At 71.8% G+C, this 18,330-nt stretch carries 14 protein-coding genes; 5 read left to right on the forward strand and 9 right to left on the reverse strand.

Annotated features, from left to right (window positions below; genetic code table 11):
• Positions 1 to 196 precede the first annotated feature (196 nt).
• Positions 197 to 2,917, forward strand: a complete 2,721-nt coding sequence (locus tag OCJ37_RS13320; RefSeq protein ID WP_263113687.1) for a TonB-dependent receptor — start codon at positions 197 to 199, stop codon at positions 2,915 to 2,917.
• 225 nt (positions 2,918 to 3,142) lie between these two features.
• On the opposite strand, the gene OCJ37_RS13325 is transcribed toward OCJ37_RS13320, so the two are convergent.
• Positions 3,143 to 3,313 carry a hypothetical protein gene (locus OCJ37_RS13325; RefSeq protein WP_263109999.1) on the reverse strand — a complete coding sequence of 57 codons (171 nt, stop codon included), beginning with the start codon at positions 3,311 to 3,313 and terminating at the stop codon, positions 3,143 to 3,145.
• A gap of 33 nt (positions 3,314 to 3,346) precedes the next feature.
• A complete protein-coding gene (rlmH, locus tag OCJ37_RS13330) occupies positions 3,347 to 3,817 on the reverse strand; it encodes a 23S rRNA (pseudouridine(1915)-N(3))-methyltransferase RlmH (protein WP_263110001.1) in 471 nt (156 codons plus the stop codon).
• Between the two features lie 212 nt (positions 3,818 to 4,029).
• Between rlmH and OCJ37_RS13335 the strand changes: the two genes are divergently transcribed.
• The gene (locus tag OCJ37_RS13335) at positions 4,030 to 5,574 is read left to right on the forward strand and encodes an alkaline phosphatase PhoX (RefSeq protein WP_263110002.1); all 1,545 of its coding nucleotides are present in this window, start codon (positions 4,030 to 4,032) and stop codon (positions 5,572 to 5,574) included.
• A 269-nt stretch (positions 5,575 to 5,843) separates the two neighbouring features.
• On the opposite strand, the gene OCJ37_RS13340 is transcribed toward OCJ37_RS13335, so the two are convergent.
• The 7 genes from OCJ37_RS13340 to OCJ37_RS13370 all read right to left on the reverse strand — a co-directional run bounded on the left by OCJ37_RS13340 (position 5,844) and on the right by OCJ37_RS13370 (position 13,666).
• The gene (locus OCJ37_RS13340; protein WP_263110003.1) at positions 5,844 to 7,010 is read right to left on the reverse strand and encodes a J domain-containing protein; all 1,167 of its coding nucleotides are present in this window, start codon (positions 7,008 to 7,010) and stop codon (positions 5,844 to 5,846) included.
• Positions 7,003 to 7,419, reverse strand: coding sequence for a ribosome silencing factor (gene rsfS, locus OCJ37_RS13345; RefSeq protein ID WP_263110004.1), 417 nt, complete (start codon positions 7,417 to 7,419; stop codon positions 7,003 to 7,005). Before rsfS ends, OCJ37_RS13340 begins: the two co-directional genes overlap by 8 nt.
• A gap of 56 nt (positions 7,420 to 7,475) precedes the next feature.
• Entirely contained in the window at positions 7,476 to 8,258 is a 783-nt protein-coding gene (nadD, locus tag OCJ37_RS13350; protein WP_263110005.1) for a nicotinate-nucleotide adenylyltransferase, read from the reverse strand.
• The gene (holA, locus tag OCJ37_RS13355; RefSeq protein WP_263110007.1) at positions 8,255 to 9,289 is read right to left on the reverse strand and encodes a DNA polymerase III subunit delta; all 1,035 of its coding nucleotides are present in this window, start codon (positions 9,287 to 9,289) and stop codon (positions 8,255 to 8,257) included. The genes nadD and holA overlap by 4 nt, the downstream gene beginning before the upstream one ends.
• A gap of 173 nt (positions 9,290 to 9,462) precedes the next feature.
• The gene (gene lptE / locus OCJ37_RS13360; RefSeq protein WP_263110009.1) at positions 9,463 to 10,047 is read right to left on the reverse strand and encodes an LPS-assembly lipoprotein LptE; all 585 of its coding nucleotides are present in this window, start codon (positions 10,045 to 10,047) and stop codon (positions 9,463 to 9,465) included.
• A 148-nt stretch (positions 10,048 to 10,195) separates the two neighbouring features.
• Positions 10,196 to 12,838 carry a leucine--tRNA ligase gene (gene leuS / locus OCJ37_RS13365; RefSeq protein ID WP_263110011.1) on the reverse strand — a complete coding sequence of 881 codons (2,643 nt, stop codon included), beginning with the start codon at positions 12,836 to 12,838 and terminating at the stop codon, positions 10,196 to 10,198.
• Positions 12,839 to 13,093: 255 nt separating this feature from the next.
• Positions 13,094 to 13,666, reverse strand: coding sequence for a DUF998 domain-containing protein (locus tag OCJ37_RS13370; protein ID WP_263113688.1), 573 nt, complete (start codon positions 13,664 to 13,666; stop codon positions 13,094 to 13,096).
• A 264-nt stretch (positions 13,667 to 13,930) separates the two neighbouring features.
• On the opposite strand from OCJ37_RS13370, the gene trxA reads away from it, so the two are divergent.
• From trxA to OCJ37_RS13385, 3 genes are all read left to right on the forward strand, one after another.
• Positions 13,931 to 14,794 (forward strand): thioredoxin, encoded by an 864-nt coding sequence (gene trxA / locus OCJ37_RS13375; protein ID WP_263110012.1) that lies wholly within the window; start codon positions 13,931 to 13,933, stop codon positions 14,792 to 14,794.
• 160 nt (positions 14,795 to 14,954) lie between these two features.
• Positions 14,955 to 16,634, forward strand: a complete 1,680-nt coding sequence (locus OCJ37_RS13380) for a FecR domain-containing protein (RefSeq protein WP_263110013.1) — start codon at positions 14,955 to 14,957, stop codon at positions 16,632 to 16,634.
• A complete protein-coding gene (locus OCJ37_RS13385) occupies positions 16,631 to 18,286 on the forward strand; it encodes a CHASE2 domain-containing protein (RefSeq protein ID WP_263110016.1) in 1,656 nt (551 codons plus the stop codon). Before OCJ37_RS13380 ends, OCJ37_RS13385 begins: the two co-directional genes overlap by 4 nt.
• Positions 18,287 to 18,330: the final 44 nt, after the last annotated feature.

Here is an 18,330-nt window from a genome sequence, read left to right on the forward strand (position 1 = left end):
GCCCCGGCGCAGAAGCGCGCGCCGGGGCCGCTTTAATTCAAAATTCACAATTCATTCACCTTAAATACACCTAGATGGCACTCAGCCGACCCTCACGTGTCGGCGCTTTTAGCAAAATTAGAAATCAAAACTTGCGCTTCCAGTTAGGAGAGAGACTGTGAACACCCCGAACCAACGGCGTGCAACCCGCCGCCATATCCTTTGCGCGTCCGTCGCTGGCGTCCTCGCCACCGCTGCCGCCGTCCCCGCCGCGTTCGCGCAGGAGGCGGCCACCAACCTCGACCGCATCACCGTCACCGGCTCCAACATCCCGCGCACCAACACCGAGACCCCATCCCCGGTCCAGGTGGTCACGCGCCAGGAAATCGATCGCACCGGCAAGTCGACGGTCGCCGAATACCTGCAGACGCTGACCTCCGACGGCGCCGGCTCCATTCCCAAGAGCTTCGGCAACGGCTTCGCCGGCGGCGGCGCCGGCATCTCGCTGCGCGGCCTGGGCGCCGGTTCCACGCTGGTGCTGTTGAACGGCCGCCGCATGGCCACCTACGGCCTGGCCGACGACGGCCAGAAGGTCTTCACCGACCTGAGCACCATCCCGCTGGACGCGGTCGAGCGGATCGACATCCTGAAGGACGGCGCCTCGGCCATCTACGGCTCCGACGCGATCGCCGGCGTGGTCAACATCATCCTGCGCAGCGACTTCGAAGGCGCCATCCTGCGCGGCTCCTACGGCATGTCCGGCGACAGCGACGGCGACACCCGCAAGGCGACCCTGACCGCCGGTACCGGCAACCTCGCCAACGATGGCTGGAATGCGTTCTTCAGCCTGGACGTGGGCAAGTCCGACGCGATCAAGATCAGCGACCGCAAGGACCGCAAGTGGATCGGCACCGGCGACATCCGTCGCTACGGCTACGGCAACGATGCCCAGTTCCTGGGCGGCGCGTTCCTCAGCGGCGGCACCCGTGGCGGCGTCGGCCCGAACGGCTCGGTGTTCGACGACACCGGCCACTTGGTCGCCCTGCCCGGCTGCGCCGGCGTGACCACCATCCCCGGCCAGAACGACACCACCGCGCAGGACCAAGGCTGCCTGTGGGATCCGGCGCAGCAGTACCGCGACCTGAGCCCGGAAGAGAAGTATGTCAACGTGTTCGCCCGTGCCAGCTTCGCCTTCGGCGAGGGCGGCGAGATCTACACCGAACTCGGCTACTCGAAGAAGGAGACCGTGTTCTCCAATACCCCTTCCGCCGTGTCCGGTGGCTGGGGCTTTCCCGGCGGCCCGGTCAACACCAACAGCGGCGACCGCGCCACCGTGCTCTACGACGGCCATCCCGACAATCCCTTGCCCTACGCCGCACGCCTGCGCTACAGCGCCTGGGACGTGGGCCCGCGCGTGACCGACAACACCAACGAGTTCAACCGCTTCCTGGTCGGGGTCAAGGGCAACTGGGGCGAGTGGAGCTACGACACCGCCTACCTGCATTCGGGTACCGACCTGGTCAACAAGCGCACCGGCTTCCTGCGCAACAGCGCGGTGCAGTGCGTGCTGGGCAACCCGGCCTGCGCGGCCGGTACCTGGCGCATCGGCGACAACGCCGGCCTGAACTCGCAGGCGCTGTACGACTTCATCTCGCCGACCATCAGTGCGACCGCCAAGTCCAGCCTCGACATGTTCAACTTCACCGTCTCGCGCAGCCTGGCCGACCTGCAGGGCGGCCCGCTGGGCCTGGCGATGGGTACCGAATGGCGCAAGACCAGCAACAGCCTGACTCCGCAGACCTTCACCGACATCGGCGACATCATCGGCCTGGGCTACTCGGCCTACGACGGCACCCAGAACGTCTACGCCGGCTACGCCGAACTGTCGGCGCCGGTGCTGGAGCAGCTGGAACTGTCGGCGGCGGTGCGCTACGACAAGTACGAGAGCGGCGACAGCAAGGCCACGCCGAAGCTGGGCGTGAAGTGGACCCCGGCCGACTGGATCGCCCTGCGCGCCAGCTACGCCGAAGGCTTCCGTGCGCCGAACCCGGCCGAGAATGGCGATGGTGGCCTGTCCGCGTTCTCCAATGCATCCGATCCGGTGCGTTGCGCGATCGATCCGACCGAGTGCGGCGCGCGGTCGGTGGCGATCATCACCCGTCCGAACGCGGCGCTGAAGCCGGAAGAGTCCAAGAGCTACTCGGTGGGCTTCGTGCTGCAGCCGACCTCCACCACTTCGCTGACCGTGGATGCGTGGCAGATCAAGCGCACCAACGAGATCGCCCAGGGCAGCACCGAGGCCGCGATCGCCGCCGGCAACGTCCTGCGCGACAGCAACGACATCGGCGGCGTGGCCAACAGCGGCAGCATCCTGGCGGTCAACACCGCGTACGTGAACGCCAATTCCTCGCGCGTGCGCGGCGTCGATACCGACATTCGCCAGACCTTCGAGGTCGGGCCGGGCCAGCTGGAAATGGACCTGCAGTGGAGCCACCTGCTCAAGTTCGAGCGCACCGAAGCCGGCGATACGGTCGACTACGTCGGCACCCACGGCAACTGCGACGTGACCAACTGCATCGGCACCCCGCAGGACCGCGTCAACTTCGGCACCACCTGGAAGCAGGGCAACTGGAGCGTCAGCGGCGTCGTCAACTACATCTCCAGCATCGAGAACAAGGACCGTCGCGGCGGCGACTACCTGGCGTTCTACGCGGACGGCAGCCCGGTGGAGAAGATCGCCTCGTTCACCACCTTCGACCTGTCCGGCCGTTGGAACATCACCGATGCGTTCGAACTCAACGCCTCGGTGCAGAACGTGTTCGACCGGATCGCTCCGCTGGATCCGACCACCTACGGCGGCGTCAACTACAACCCGCTGCACTTCAGCGGCGCGGTCGGCCGCTACTTCACGGTGGGCGCGAAGTACACGTTCAACTGATCGAACGCGTCGCGCTGTACACGAAGCCCGGGCGCAAGCCCGGGCTTTTTTGTGCGTGTCGATGCCGATGGCATAGCGCGCGACATGGTGCCGCATGCGACCGCTGTCGGCTTACCTGCTCGGCTTCACGGCACGTCGAAAACCTCGCATCCGGAATCCGCGCGAATAACGCATCGCCGGTGCGCGCCTTTTTCTGTCGCGGCTGAAGCCGCTCCTAGAGGCGACTCACGCATTTTGTAGGAGCGGCTTCAGCCGCGACAGGACGGCGAAGCGGTTGCGATGCCAAGGCACCCATGGAAACGCGACATCGATGCCGGCAAGCCCGTCTCCGCCAAATCGCCTTACGACGTTCGGGATCCGGAAAACCTCAAATCCGAGAAACTGCACGGCGGGCATGGCACGCCCTCAAGCACTCAAGCACTCAAACACTCAAGCGCGATGGTAGGGATGGTTGGCCAGCATCGCCGCGGCGCGGTACAGCTGCTCGGCGACCACCAGGCGCACCAGCATGTGCGGCAGGGTCAGCGGCCCCAGCGACCAGGATTCGCTGGCCACGGCCAGCACTTCCGGCGAATGGCCTTCGGGGCCGCCGATCAGCAGCGCCAGGTCGCGCCCCTGCCCGCGCCAGTGCTCCATGCGCTGCGCCAGCTGCTCGGAACTGTGCGCCTTGCCGGGCACGTCCAGCGCCACCACCAGCGCATTCTTCGGCAGCGCCGCCAGCACGCGGCGGCCTTCGTCCTCGATCGCGCGCTGCGCGTCGCGGCCCTTGCCGCGCAGCCCGGGTTCGATCTCGACCAGTTCCAGCGGCAGCCAGTGCGACAGGCGCTTGCGGTATTCGGCGAAGCCCTGCGCGACCCAGGCGGGCGCGCGTTCGCCGGTGGCGATGAGTCGGCATTTCATCCGCCCATGATAGCCGCGGCGCCGATGGCGGCGCGGCGGACGCGCGCCGTGCATGGGCGCATGGCGGTGCCCGCCTCGCCTGGCCGACAACACCGGCGCCGGCACCGGCTTCACGCATGGAGCCGCGCCGGGAAATTGTCTACCGCGGTGTCACCCACGCGTTAGACGGCCTGCCTAGGGTCGGGACCACCTCAGCCAGCAGGAGCCGCATGATGCACGTCTTCGACCCCGCCCGCCGACACGTCCTCAAGAGCAGCGCCGCCGCGATGGCGATGGGCGCCATCGGCAGCCTGGGCGCCTTGCAGTCGCGCCAGGCGCATGCCGCCACCGCCGCGCAGCTGTCGCCGGTGCCCAGCCGCTACGGCCCGCTCGCTCCCGTCGCCGACGACAGCACCGGTCTGCCGCTGCTGCAGCTGCCGCGCGGCTTCAGCTATCGCTCCTTCGCCTGGAGCGGCGACCGCATGGACGATGGTCAGCCCTGCCCCGATCGCCACGACGGCATGGCGGTGGTCGCGGTGCGCCGCGCGCGCGGCGGCGGTCGCGACGACCGCCACGGCCACGGCCACGATCGCGGCCTGGAATACGTGCTGATCCGCAACCACGAACGCGGCGCCACCGCGCCGATCCGGGCGCCGGCGATGTACGACACCGGCATCGTCGCCGACGGCCAGCCCGCCGGCGGCGGCACCACCACGCTGAGCTTCCGCAACGGCCGCTGGGACCGCCTGGAGCCGAGCCTGGGCGGCACCCTGGTCAACTGTGCCGGCGGCCCGACGCCGTGGGGCACCTGGCTGAGCTGCGAGGAGATCAAGAGCGATGCGCTGTCCAGCAGCGGCCGCAAGCACGGCTACGTGTTCGAGGTGGACCCGGACAGCGAACGCACCAGCGGCCGCCCGCTGCAGGGCCTGGGCCGCTTCAGCCACGAGGCGGTGGCGGTGGACCCGCGCACCGGCATCGTCTACCTGACCGAGGACGACCGCAACAAGGCCGGGCTGTACCGCTTCGTCCCCAACGACCGCCGCGGCCGCTACGGTTCGCTGGAGAACGGCGGCCGCCTGCAGGCGGCGCGGGTCAAGGGCCGGCGCAACGCCGACCTCACCGTGGCCGCGGTCGGGCAAACCTACGACCTGGAGTGGGTCGACATCCCCGAGCCGGACCTGGACAGCATCGTCGCGCCGAGCGGCTTCGCCGACATCGGCGCCGGCGAGACTCTGAGCGGGCCGTTCGCGCAGGCCTGGAGCGAGGGTGCGCTGCGGATGAGCCGCGGCGAAGGCATCTGGTACAGCTACGGCAAGATGTTCATCGTCGACACCAGCACCGGCACCGACGCGCAGGGACGCAAGGGCCGCGGCAACGGCGCGGTCTGGGTGCTGGACCTGCTGCGCCAGCGGCTCGAGGCGCTGTTCGTCAGCGGCGACCAGTTGGCCGCGCACAACCCGGACAACGTCACCGTCAGCGCGCGCGGCGGCGTGGTGCTGTGCGAGGACGGCGGCGAGAGTCCGGACGAATACGGCCCCGGCTCGCGGCTGATCGGCCTGACCCGCGCCGGCGAATCGTTCTACCTGGCCAAGAACAACATCGCGCTGACCTCCACCCAGTTGGCCAATGCCGGCAAGACCGTCGCCGAGGGCGATTACCGCGACAGCGAGTTCTGCGGCGCGTGCTGGGATCCGCTGGCGCGCACGCTGTTCGTCAACATCCAGACCCCGGGCATCACCGTGGCGATCACCGGGCCTTGGGAGCGCGGGCCGCTGTAAACGGTCCGGTGCCCACGTCGCGGTCGCACGCGCGATCGCGGCCGCTGCACACGACGACGGCGCCGGCAAGGCGCCGCCGTCCTGGTCGTGCCGGCGGGCGGCGCGCGACGCGGCGCCGATCCGCCCGGCCGAGCACTCTGGCGGAGACACAACGCGGCGGGCAGGCAGCTGCGGCGCGGGTACTCGCAGCCGATACGTTGCAGGAGCGATCGAACCAGCTGATGCCGCGCGGCATTCGCGCACGTCTCGGTGCGCGATCGAGGGCGCGCCTAGTCGTCGCGCTGCGCGTCGTCCAGCATGGCCTGGAACAGCAGCGCTTCGCGCGTTTGCTCGGGCGGCTGCGCGTGCTGGCGCCGGAGCCAGTGGCGCAGGGACGGCTCCTGCCGCAGTGCGCGCAGATCCTCGGCCAGCTCGTCGATCTCGTCCTGCAGCGCGCGCTTGAGCTCGGCCATCGCCGCCTGCAGCCGCTCAGGCTTGAGCCGGCGCGTACCGAACACGGCGTAGTCGGCCTTGAACGCGGCATCGGTGCGGCGCAGCTCGTCCTGCGCCGCCTGCAACTGTTCGCCGAGCATGCGGTTGTAGCGGGCGATGCGGGGTTCGGCCATCGCCGCGAACGCGGCGGCGTCCAGCTGGCCGGCCTGCGCCTGCAGCTCAAGCAGGCCGAGCAGGTCGGCATCGGCGTAGGCCGCGTTGAGCCGCTGCATCAGCATGGTCTTGCGCTCGCGCTGCTGCGGGTCGGCCTCGCGGTCCGGATGCAGGGTCGCGGCCAGCCTGCGGTACAGCTCGCGCAGCGCAGCCTGCGGATCGAACGCCGGCGCGGGCGCCGACGCCGCGGCGCGCTGCGCCTTCTTCGCCTTGCGCGACGCGGCCGCGGCCTGGATCTGCCGGCGCCGCTGCTGCAGCCGCTCGAACAGCGCCTGCGGCGTGGCCAGGTACGGCAGCGCGTCGGCGTCCTCGCCGAAATGCGCGGCGATCATCGCCCGCAGCGCCGCGTCCGAGGCGGCGATGTACTGGTCGAACGGCACGTCCGCGTGGCGGTCGTAGAGCGGCTTGAGTTCGGGCAGGCCGGCATGCTCGATCAGCGGCGCGGCCAGCATGCAGATCTGCGCCGACAGCGCGGCGCGATCGGCCTTGCCCGGCTTGTGCGCCATGCACAGCGCATCCAGCGCCAGCACGCGCTCGGCGTGCAGCGCATCGCGCCGCTGCAACAGCGGCTGCACCTGTTCGTGGAAGCGCTGCTGCCAGCGCGGCAAGGCCTCGCGCCAGGCGGCGAGTTCGCCCCGGCAGCGTTCCAGTTGCAGCACCAGCGTGTCGAAGCGCAGGCCTTCGGCGCTGCGCAGCATGCTGCCGGCGGCCGGCAGCACGGCCGACAGCATCCGCTCCGGCATCGCATCCGCGACCGGCGCGTCATCGCGCCGGTGCGTGGGATCAGGCATCGCGCTCGGCGTCGTCCGCATCGCCCGGCGGCTGGTCGCCGACCGTCCACAGCCGCTCCAGCGCATAGAACTCGCGCACCCGCGGCAGCATCACGTGCACCACCACGTCGCCGAGATCGACCAGCACCCACTCGGCCTCGCGCTCGCCCTCCACGCCCAGCGGCATCACGTCCAGCTTCTTGGCGTACTTGATCACTTCGTCGGCGATCGACTTGACGTGGCGGGTGGAGGTGCCGGAGACGACGATCATGTAGTCGGTGACGCTGGACTTGCCGCGCACGTCGATTTCCACCACGTCCTTGGCCTTGAGTTCCTCGAGCGCGTTGCGGACGTGGGCCAGCAGCACCGGCAACGGCGGCGGCGGGTTGGGCAGTTGGGTCTTGATGACGTGGGCTTGTTGGCTGGACAAAGGTGCGAACTCGATGGAATGGGGCGAATTATAGGGAACTGCGCGAAGCCGCGTATTCAGCTGGCGCCGGCCGCGGCCGGCGCATACAGGCCGGCGGCGCGGATGTAGTCCGCGACCGGCGCCGGCACCAGTCCCGCCCAGTCGCCGCCGGCGGCGATGCGCGCGCGCACCTGGCTGGCCGATTCGGTGCGCAGCGGCTGCCGCAGGCACCACAGCCGGCCGCCCGGCGCGGCCGCCAGCGCCTGCGGCGAGGCCGCCCAGCGTCCCGCCACGGCCTGCGCCAGTTCGGCCGGCAGCGCGCGTTCCCAGCCGCTGCCGGCGCGGTCGGCCACGACCAGATGCGCCGCGTCGAGCAGGCTGCGCCAGTCGCGCCAGCTAGTGAACCCGACGAAGCTGTCGGCGCCGATCAGCAGCGCCAGTGGCGCGCCGGCGCCGAGTTCGGCGCGCAGTTCGCGCACCGTGTCGATGCTGTACGAGGCCACGCCCGGCTGCGCCAGCGCGCGCTGCAGTTCGTGCCGGTCCAGCAGCAGCCCCGGCTCGTCGGCGATCGCCAGCGCCAGCATCCGGCAGCGCTGCCGCGCATCGGCCCCGGGCGCGGCGCGATGCGGCGGATCGGCCGCCGGCATCAGCCGCACCGGCACCCCGAACGCATCGCGCGCGGCCCGCGCGATCGCCAGGTGGCCGTTGTGGATGGGGTCGAAGGTGCCGCCGTAGATCAGGTGGAGAGGCCGGGATTCGGGATTCGGGATTGGGGATCCGTCAGCAGCGCTGGCACCCGCCACCCTCGCAGCGCCGCCGTTGCCGATCCCCGATCCCCAATCCCGTATCCCGGCCGTCATACCACCAGCAACCGCACCGCCCGCGCCTCGGCGATCGCCAGCAGCAGACGCTCCAGCGCGACCCAGGCGTCGCCGTCGGCGCGGCCCTTGGCGATGCGGTCGATGCGCCCGGCCTCGGCGGCGAAGCGTTCCCAGCGGCGCGGTTCGGCATGCCGCTGCAGGGCGCGCTTGAACGGGGCCTGGCGCGACTCCCAGATGCCCTGCCCCTTCATCTCCGCGGCCAGGTTGCCGCCGGCGGCCTGGACCTTGGCCAGCGCCGCGGTGCGCAGCAGTTCCTTGATCAGGATCGGCAGCAGCGCCGCCACCGCTTCGCCCTCGGCGCGCAGGCCGGCGAGCATGCGCCCGACCACCGGCGCCTGCCCGGCCAGGGTGGCCTCGGCCAGGCGGAACACGTCGTAGCGCGCGGCGTCGGCGACCAGCGACTCCATCGCCGCCACGTCCAGGCTATGGCCGTCGGCCAGCAGCGCCAGCTTGTCGATCTCCTGCGCGGCCGCCAGCAGGTTGCCCTCGACCCGTTCGGCCAGGCGCTGCACCGCGCCGGCGTCGGCCCGCAGGCCCTTGCTGCGCAGGCGGCGCTCGATCCAGTCGCCCAGCTCGTGCGGCTTGATCGCCCAGGCCACCGCGATCACGCCGATGCGCCCGATCGCGTCGGCCCACTTGCCCTGGTGCGCCTTGCTCCACTCGTTGCAGGTGATCAGCAGCACCACGTCCGGCGGCGGGTCGGCGCAGAACGCGCCGAGCACCTCGGCGCCCTCCTTGCCGGGCTTGCCGCTGGACAGGCGCAGTTCGATCAGCCGGCGCGGGCTGAACAGGCTCGGCGCGTTGAAGCTGGAATACAGCTGGCTCCAGTCGAACTCGCGGCCGTCGGCGTCGAACACCTCACGCTCGCCGATGCCTTCGGCGCGCGCGCGGGCGCGCACCGCGTCGGCCGCCTCGAGCACGCGCAGGGTTTCCGGGCCGGCGATCAGGTAGACCGGGTGCAGCGGCTGCGAGGCCGGCTGGGTGGCGAGTTGTTCGGGACGCAGTTCCATGGCGGCAGCCTACGCCGAGTCGGCGCGGTTGGGAGCGGCGCTGCCGCCGCATCCGGGGATCGGGCGGGCGCGTCCGTCGCCGGCGGGCTGGCGATTGGAGGCGTGCGGCGCCGTGGCGCAGGAGCGCGCAGGCGTTGCGCCGCCGGCCCCGGGCGGCGGCATGACCCGGCCGGTCAAGGTTGCGGCGTGGTCGCCGGCGTGCCTTCGACCGGCGTGCCGGTGGCCGCAGGCGGCGCGGCGTTGACGTTCTTGCCGTCGCGCACTTCGGCGCGCACCACGCTGTCGATCCGGCGCAGCATCGAGGCCGACATCTCGCGGCGCAATTCGTCGGCGAGGATCTCGCGCTCGGTGGTGGTGCCGGTGGCGTCGGTCGGCGGCGACACGTAGTCGCGCGACAGCTCGATCACCTGCTGCGGCACCAGCACGCTGCCGTCGGCGCGGCGGAACACGAAGATCGCCGCGTAGCGCAGGCTGTATTCCTGCGCGCGGCCTTCGGCGTCGAGCGCGATCGGCAGGTCGCCCCAGCGCTCGGACAGCACTTCCAGGCGCGCCACGCCGGTGTTGACGTCCTTCGGCGCGATCTCCGCGCCGGCCGCGCGCAGGCCGCGCTCGAGCAACTTGACCAGCTCGCTGTACGGCGCCGAGGAGACCACCTTCACCGAGGGCGTGCCGGCCGGCAGGGTCAGCTTGTCGCGCAGGTGGAAGCCGCAGGCGGTCAGGGACGTCGCGAGGACGAGGGCGAGCAGGAGTCGGGTCATGGACACAGTCTGGAGGAGCCGGCTGGGCGCGGCAACAGGCGGCTAGCCTGCCGGATGCCGCGTGAACGAGGGTTGAGAAGCGCCGCGCCGCGCGCCGGACACGGCGCCGGGGCGCGGCGCGCGCCGGCGGCGACCGCGGCGCGCCGGCTCACGCCGCCACCAGGTTCACGATCTTGCCCGGCACGATGATGATCTTGCGGATGCTCAGGCCTTCCAGGAACTTGGCGGTGTTCGGCTCGGCCTGGGCCAGCGCCTCGATCTGTTCGCGCGGGGTGTCGGCGGCCACCTCGATGGTGCCGCGCAGCTTGCCGTTGACCTGCACCGCCAGGGTCAGCGCGTCGCGCACCAGCGCGGCCGGGTCCGGCTGCGGGAACGGCAGGTCTTCCAGCAGCGTCGGCGCATGGCCCAACGCCTGCCACAGCGCATGGCTGGCATGCGGGGTGATCGGGTTGAGCAGCAGCACCGCCGCTTCCAGCGCTTCCTGGCGCACCGCGCGGCCCTGCGCGCTGGCGTCGTCGAACCTGGCCAGCGCATTGGTCAGCTCCATCACCGCGGCGATGGCGGTGTTGAAGCTGTGGCGGCGGCCGTAGTCGTCGGCGACCTTGCCGATGGTCTCGTGGGTCTTGCGCCGGATCGCCTTGTGCTCGGCGCCGAGCGCGGCCGCATCCAGCGGCGGCGCGGCGCCGTCGGCGGCATGCCGGTGCACCTGCGCCCACAGCCGGCGCAGGAACCGCGCCATGCCGTCCACGCCGGCCTCGTTCCACTCCAGCGACTGCTCCGGCGGCGCGGCGAACATCGAGAACAGGCGCACCGTGTCGGCGCCGTACTTGCCGACCATCGCCTGCGGGTCCACGCCGTTGTTCTTGGACTTGGACATCTTCTCGGTGCCGCCGATCTGCACCGGCTCCCCGTCGGCCTTGTGCACCGCGCCGACCACGCGCGCCTTGTCGTCGCGCTGCACGTCCACGTCGGCGGGATTGATCCAGTCCTTGGAACCGTCCGGGTTGTGCCGGTAGAAGGTCTCGGCGATCACCATGCCCTGGGTCAGCAGGTTGGTCGCCGGCTCGTCGCTGTCGACCAGGCGCGCGTCGCGCAGCAGCTTGTGGAAGAAGCGGAAGTACATCAGGTGCAGGATCGCGTGCTCGATGCCGCCGATGTACTGGTCCACCGGCAGCCAGTAGTTGCCGCGCTTGTCGACCATGTCCTTGGCGCCGGGCGAGGTGTAGCGCGCGTAGTACCAGCTCGACTCCATGAAGGTGTCGAAGGTGTCGGTCTCGCGCTCGGCCGCCGCGCCGCACTGCGGGCAGGTGGTCTTGCGCCACTCCGGGTCGGTCTTCAGCGGCGAACCGGTGCCGCTCAGCGCCACGTTCTCCGGCAGCAGCACCGGCAACTGGTCTTCCGGCACCGGCACCGCGCCGCAGCTGGCGCAGTAGATCACCGGGATCGGGCAGCCCCAGTAGCGCTGGCGGCTGACGCCCCAGTCGCGCAGCCGGTAGTTGATGCGGCGCTGGCCCTGGCCCTTGCGCTCGAAGCGCTCGGCCAGCGCCTCGAACGCGCCGTAGTGGTCCAGCCCGTCGAACTCGGCCGAGTTGACCAGTTCCAGCTCGCGGGTCTTGTCGCCGTACCAGTCCTGCCAGCGGGTCGGATCGTAGGTGCGCTCGTCGTCGTTCTTCGGCGCCTTCAGCGCGATCACCTGGCGGATCGGCAGCGCGTACTTGGTGGCGAACTCGAAATCGCGCTGGTCGTGGCCGGGCACCGCCATCACCGCGCCGGTGCCGTAGCCCATCAGCACGAAGTTGGCGACCCACACCGGCACCCGCTCGCCGCTGACCGGATGCACCGCCACCAGGCCGGTGTCCATGCCGCGCTTTTCCTGGGTCTCCAGTTCCGCCTCCGACACTCCGCCCTGCTTCAGCTCGGCCAGCAACGCGGCCAGCTGCGGGTTGGACTTGGCCGCATGCAGCGCCAGCGGATGCTCGCTGGCGATGGAGACGAAGGTCACCCCCATCAGCGTGTCCGGGCGGGTGGTGAACACGCGCAGCGGATCCAGCGCCGCGCCGTCGGCGTCGCGCACCTCGAACTGGATCTCCAGCCCCTCGGAGCGGCCGATCCAGTTGCGCTGCATGGTCTTGACCGATTCCGGCCAGCCCGGCAGCTGGTCCAGGCCGTCCAGCAGTTCCTGCGCGTAATCGGTGATGCGCAGGAACCACTGCGGGATCTCGCGCTTCTCCACCAGCGCGCCGGAGCGCCAGCCGCGGCCGTCGATGACCTGCTCGTTGGCCAGCACGGTCTGGTCGACCGGGTCCCAGTTCACCACCGCGTTGCGGCGGTAGGCCAGGCCCTTGCGCATCAGCCGGGTGAACATGCGCTGCTCGTGCACGTAGTACTCGGGCCGGCAGGTGGCGAACTCGCGCGACCAGTCGATCGCGTAGCCCAGCGACTTGAGCTGGCTGCGCATGTGCTCGATGTTGGCGTAGGTCCACTTGGCCGGCGCGGTCTTGTTCTTGATCGCCGCGTTCTCGGCCGGCAGGCCGAACGCGTCCCAGCCCATCGGCTGCAGCACGTTCTTGCCGGTCATGCGCTGGTAGCGGCTGATCACGTCGCCGATCGTGTAGTTGCGCACGTGGCCCATGTGCAGCGCACCGGACGGGTACGGCAGCATCGACAGGCAGTAGAACTTCGGCTTGTCGGAGGTCTCGTTGACCTCGAAGGCGCGGGTGGCGTCCCAGAACTGCTGGGCGGACGATTCGACCTGCTGCGGGTCGTAGGCGGTGGGCTCGACGGCGGACATGGAGACGGGCAAGGGCCAGGCGGCAACAAAGCGGACAAGGGTACCGCAGCGCAGGAAGCGGCTCCAATCCCGGCGACGGGCGGCGCCGGCCGCACCTGCCCGAACGCGGCGCGCGCGGGCGCGCGCATGGCCGCCAGCGCGCCCGTGGCGGGCAAAACCCCGCAGGCCGCGGCGGGCGCCGTGGCGCGCCGGCCAATCCGGGGCGGCATGCGCCAGCGCCGGCAATGGACGCCGAGTGCGCAGCCGCGGGCCGCTTCAGCCGCGCCGCGGCGCCGCGTACGGGCCGGGCCGGCAGGCCAGCAGCGCCAGCCAGGCCCACCACAGCGCGAACACCAGCCGCTGCGCCACCGCCGCCGACAGCAGCGCGTCCAGCGCGAACGCGCCGAGCGCGGCCAGCACCGCCACCGCCAGCGCGGTCCGCGCCCAGCCGCGCGCGCCGGGCCGGCGCCAGGCGCCGGCCGCCAGCAGGCTCGCCGCCGCCGCCAGCGCCACCACCCATAGCAGCCAGGCGCTGGCATGCAGCCGGGTGGCGCGCGATTCCAGGTCGGCCGGGTCCAGCGGCAACAGGCCCATGCCGGCGAAGGCCAGCCCGGCCAGCAGCAGCACCTGCCCGCCGACGCGCAGCGCCCACGGCGCGCCGCGGCCGGCACGGCGCAGCAGGCGCAGCGCCAGCAGCGCGGCCAGCGCCCCGGGCAGCACGAACGCGAGCAGGTCGAACGCCCAGGCGTGCGGCATCCCGCGCGCGCCGAGCAAGGCCACCGGGTGCGACCACGGCAGGTAGCCCGGCAGCGCCAGCCCGAAGCCCAGCACCGCGGCCACCGCGGCCATCGCCAGCAACGGCCCTGCATAGCGCAGCGCCTGATCGTATCGGTTCGCCACCTCGTCTCCCGGCATCCGCGCCGCCACGCCACCGCGGCGCGCCAAGCGCCCATTGTCGCCGCTGCCGCCGCGGCTGGCACCTGCGGCGCGGGGCGGCCGTCCTTCCAGGGTGGCGCCTCGCGCCGCGGCGCATGCGGCGGCGCCGGTGGCGCCCTTGCGCCGCCGCCGGTCTGTCACCATAGAAGCCATCTTCTTCGCCTCCACGATGCCCCCATGTCCGACATGCCCCACGTTTTCGACGCCAAGACCGAGACCTTCGAAGCCGAGGTGCTGCAGAAATCGCTGCAGACCCCGGTGCTGGTGGATTTCTGGGCGCCCTGGTGCGGCCCGTGCAAGACCCTGAGCCCGATCCTGGAGAAGCTGGCCGCCGAGTACCACGGCGCGTTCGAGCTGGCCAAGGTCGACGTGGACCAGGAGCAACAGATCGCCGCCGCCTTCCAGATCCGGTCGGTGCCGACCGTGTTCCTGGTCAAGGACGGGCAACTGGTCGACGGCTTCCCCGGCGCCATGCCCGAAGGCCAGCTGCGCGAGTTCCTGAACCAGCACGGCATCGTGCCGCTGCCGGCGCCGGCCGCGGCGCAGGACGACGCCCCCGCCGCGCCGCTGGACCCGCAGGCCGAGGTGTCGCGCCTGCGCGAGGCGGTGGCGGCCGAGCCGGACAAGGACGAACTGAAGCTGGACCTGGCGCTGGCGCTGGTGAAGACCGGCGCCGCCGCCGAGGCCGAGACGCTGATCGACGCGTTGCCGGCCAACCTGGCCACCGACGAGCGCGCGGTGCGCGCGCGGGCGCGGCTGGGCTTCGTCGGCGCGCTGCAGTCGGCGCCGCCGGTGGAGACGCTGCAGGCGGCGATCGCGCAGGACCCGGCCGACCTCAAGGCGCGCCACCTGCTGGGCGTGCAGCGCCTGGTCGCCGGCGAGGACGAGGCGGCGCTGGAGCAGTTCCTGGAGATGCTGCGCCAGGACCGCAGTTTCGAGGACGGCCTGGCCAAGAAGTCGCTGATCGACGCGTTCCGGGTGATCGAGGACGAGGACCTGGTCGGGCGTTATCGGCGTAAGATGTCCGCGCTGCTATTCTGAGATTCAGGTCACGGACGGGATCGGGCGGCGATGATTCCGCGGTTCGGCCACCCGGTGGCCGGACGAGTCGTCCGGCTCCCTCCGCGACATCACGACCAGGGGGAAACCACAGGCCCGGCCCGTCCGGCGTCGCGTACCCGGTCCTTGCCAGGGCGAGACGTTGAGCAGCCACCACCGCACCCCCTTCCCGCGCCGCCTGCCGCTGCCCGCTTGGCGCCTTCTGGTCCTGTTGCTGCTGGCCTGCGCGGGCCTGGCGGCCGCGCCGCTGGCCGCGGCGCAGGACTGGGTCTACCGGGTCCGCCCCGGCGATACGCTGTGGCAGCTGCGCGACCTCTACCTCAAGCCCGGCCTGGACTGGCAGCGCCTGGGCCGGCACAACGGCGTGGCCGATCCCTATGCGCTGCCGCCGGGGCAGCCGTTGCGCTTCCCCATCGCCTGGCTGCGGGTGCAACCGGCCCCGGCGCGGGTGATCGCGCTGCGCGGCGCGGCCACCGTGCTCGGCATCGGCAATGCGACGGCGCCGGTGCAGGAGGGCATGCTGCTGCCGATCGGCACCACGTTGCAGACCGCGGCCGAGGCCAGCGTGACCGTGCAGTTCGCCGACGGCTCGCAGATGCAGATCCGCGAGAACAGCCGCGTGCGCTTCGACCAGCTGGCCCGCTACGGCGCCACCGGCATGGTCGATACGCGGGTGCGGCTGGAACAGGGCCGCGCCAGCAACGAGGTGGCCCCGGCCCAGGGCCCGGCCTCGCGCTACATCATCCAGACCCCGGCCGGCACCAGCAGCGTGCGCGGCACCCGCTTCCGTGCCGCCGCCGGCGGCGACGGCCAGCTGGCCGCCACCGAGGTGCTGCACGGCGTGGTGCAGGTCGCCAATCCGCACGGCCGGCAGCTGCTGCAGCCCGGCGAGGCCGCGCGCATGGCCGCCGACGGCTCGCCGCAGCCCGAGCGGCTGCTGCCCGCGCCGGTGCTCGACGAGCAGCGCAGCCGCCTGGACCGCGCACCGTACCTGCTGGCCTGGCAGCCGCTGCCGGGCGCGACCGCCTACCGGGTCGAAGCGGTGGACGCCGAGCGCCGCCAGGTGCTGCGCTTCGCGCGGCAGACCGCGCAGGCGCAGATCGCGCTGGACGATCTGCCGGCCGGCCGCCTGCTGGTGCTGGTGCGCGGCATCGCCGCCACCGGCGTGGAAGGCGAGGACGCCGAACGGGCGCTGCAGGTGTGGGCGACGCCATTGCCGCCGCTGACGCTGCAGCCCTTGCAACAGCAGCAGGTGCGCACGCCGCATCCGCGTTTCGAATGGACCCGCAGCGCCGACGCCAGCGCCACCGTGCTGCAGCTGGCCCGCGACGCGCAGTTCAACGACCTGCTGTTCGAACGCGCCACCGACGCCACCCGGCTGCGCGCGCCACTGCCGCTGCCGCCCGGCGACTACTACTGGCGCGTGGCCTCGCGCGATGCGCAGGGGCGCCAGGGCCCGTTCGGGCAGCCGCTGCTGCTGCGGATCAGCGACGCGCCGCCGGATCCGTCGCTGCAGCCGCCGGAAGCGGCCAAGGGCCAGCTGACCCTGCGCTGGCAGGCCGGCGAGCCGGGCCAGCGCTACCGGGTGCAGATCGCGCGCAAGCCGGACTTCGGCGCGCCGCTGCTGCTCGACCGCACCCTGGACACCCCGCAGATCTCGCTGCCGCGTCCGCGCGGCGGCACCTGGTACGTCCGCGTGCAGCAGGTCGACGACGACGGGTACGCGGCGCCGTTCTCGCCGACCCAGACGATCGCGCTGCCGTGCCGGGGCTGCTATCTGGGCGGCGGCGCCGGCGCGCTGCTGTTGTGGCTGCTGCTGTGAAGGCGCCCACGCCGCTGCGCTGGCTTGCGGCCACGGCGGCGGCACTGCTGGCCGCCGGTTTCAGCCTGTCCGACGGCCTGTGGCGGCTGGACAACACGTTCTACGACACGCTGGTGACGCACTGGCGCTACACGCCCGATTCCAGCGTGGTGCTGGTGATGATCGACGACCGCAGCCTGCAGGCGCTCGGGCAATGGCCGTGGCCGCGCAGCACCCACGCGCGGCTGCTGGACCGGCTGAGCGAGGCCGGCGTCAAGCGCGTGGCGCTGGACCTGGTGCTGAGCGAATCGGACCAGGCCGATCCGGACAACGACGCGCGGCTGGCCGCGGCGCTGCGCCGCAACGGCAACACCGTGCTGTCGGTGACCACCAGCAGCACCGATGCCGGCGAGATGCCGCAGGAACTGCTGCCGGTGCCGGTCATCGCCCGCGCCGCGGCCGGGCTGGCGCATACCGACATCGAGATCGACGCCGACGGCGTCTCGCGCGGCATCTACCTGCGCGCCGGCCTGGGCAGTGCGCACTGGCCGGCGCTGGGCGTGGCCCTGGCCGGGCTCGCCCCGCCATGGCCCGGCCTGGCGTCCGACCGTGCCGGACCGGCCGCGGACGCGATGCCGTACCGCTGGCATCGCGACAACTACGTCGGGATCCGCTACGCCGGACCGCCCGGCAGCTTCCCGCAGCTGTCCTACGTCGACGTGCTGGAAGGGCACGTGCCACCGCAGGCGCTGCGCGGCCGGCGCGTGATCGTCGGCGTCGGCGCCACCGGCCTGGGCCAGCGCTTCCTGACCCCGATGTCGCACGAGAACTGGATGAACGGCGCCGAGTACCAGGCCAACGTGGCCGCGATGCTGCTCGGCGGGCATGCGATCACGCCGTTGTCCAAACACCAGCAGATCGGCGCCTCGGCGCTGCTGGCCCTGCTCGCCGTGCTCGGCATGACCTATTCGGCCCGCCACCGGCGCTGGCCGTGGCTGGGGTTGCCGGTCATGCTGGCGCTGATCCTGGCCTGCAGCCTGCTGTGGACGCTGGCCAGCGGCCGCTGGTTCGCGCCGACCGCGTGCCTGGCGGCGGTGACCCTGGTATCGGCCTGCTGGCTGGGCCTGCGCATCGCGCACTGGCAGCGCCAGGCGCACCGCGACGGCCTCACCGGCCTGGCCAACCGCCACAGCTTCGAGCTCGCGTTCCGCCAGGAACTGGCGATGGCGCAGCGCAGCGGCAAGCCGCTGACCCTGATCGTCGTCGACGTCGACCACTTCAAGCGCTACAACGACGCCCTCGGCCACCACAGCGGCGACCGCGCGCTGACCCTGGTCGCCGCGGCGGTCGCACGCCACGCGCGGCGCGCGCACGACGTGGCCGCGCGCTTCGGCGGCGACGAATTCGCGATGATCCTGCCCGACACCGCGCTGGACGACGCGCGCCAGATCGCCGAAGCGCTGCTGGAGGACATCCGCCAGCTGACCGTGCCCGGACCGCAGGGCCCGGTGCCGATCACCGTCACCCTCGGCGTGCACAGCACCACGGTCGATGCGGACACCCGCGACCGCGACTTCTTCGCCCAGGCCGACGCGGCGCTGTACCGGGCCAAGACCGCCGGACGCGACGGCTATGCGTGCAGCGTGCCCGGCCAGGGCCTGGCGACGCGGTGACATCGCTGCGCGCTGCTAGGGCGCGCAGGCAGCGCAGAAACACG

The sequence above is a fragment of the Xanthomonas sp. AM6 genome (assembly GCF_025665335.1).
Taxonomy (GTDB): domain Bacteria; phylum Pseudomonadota; class Gammaproteobacteria; order Xanthomonadales; family Xanthomonadaceae; genus Xanthomonas_A.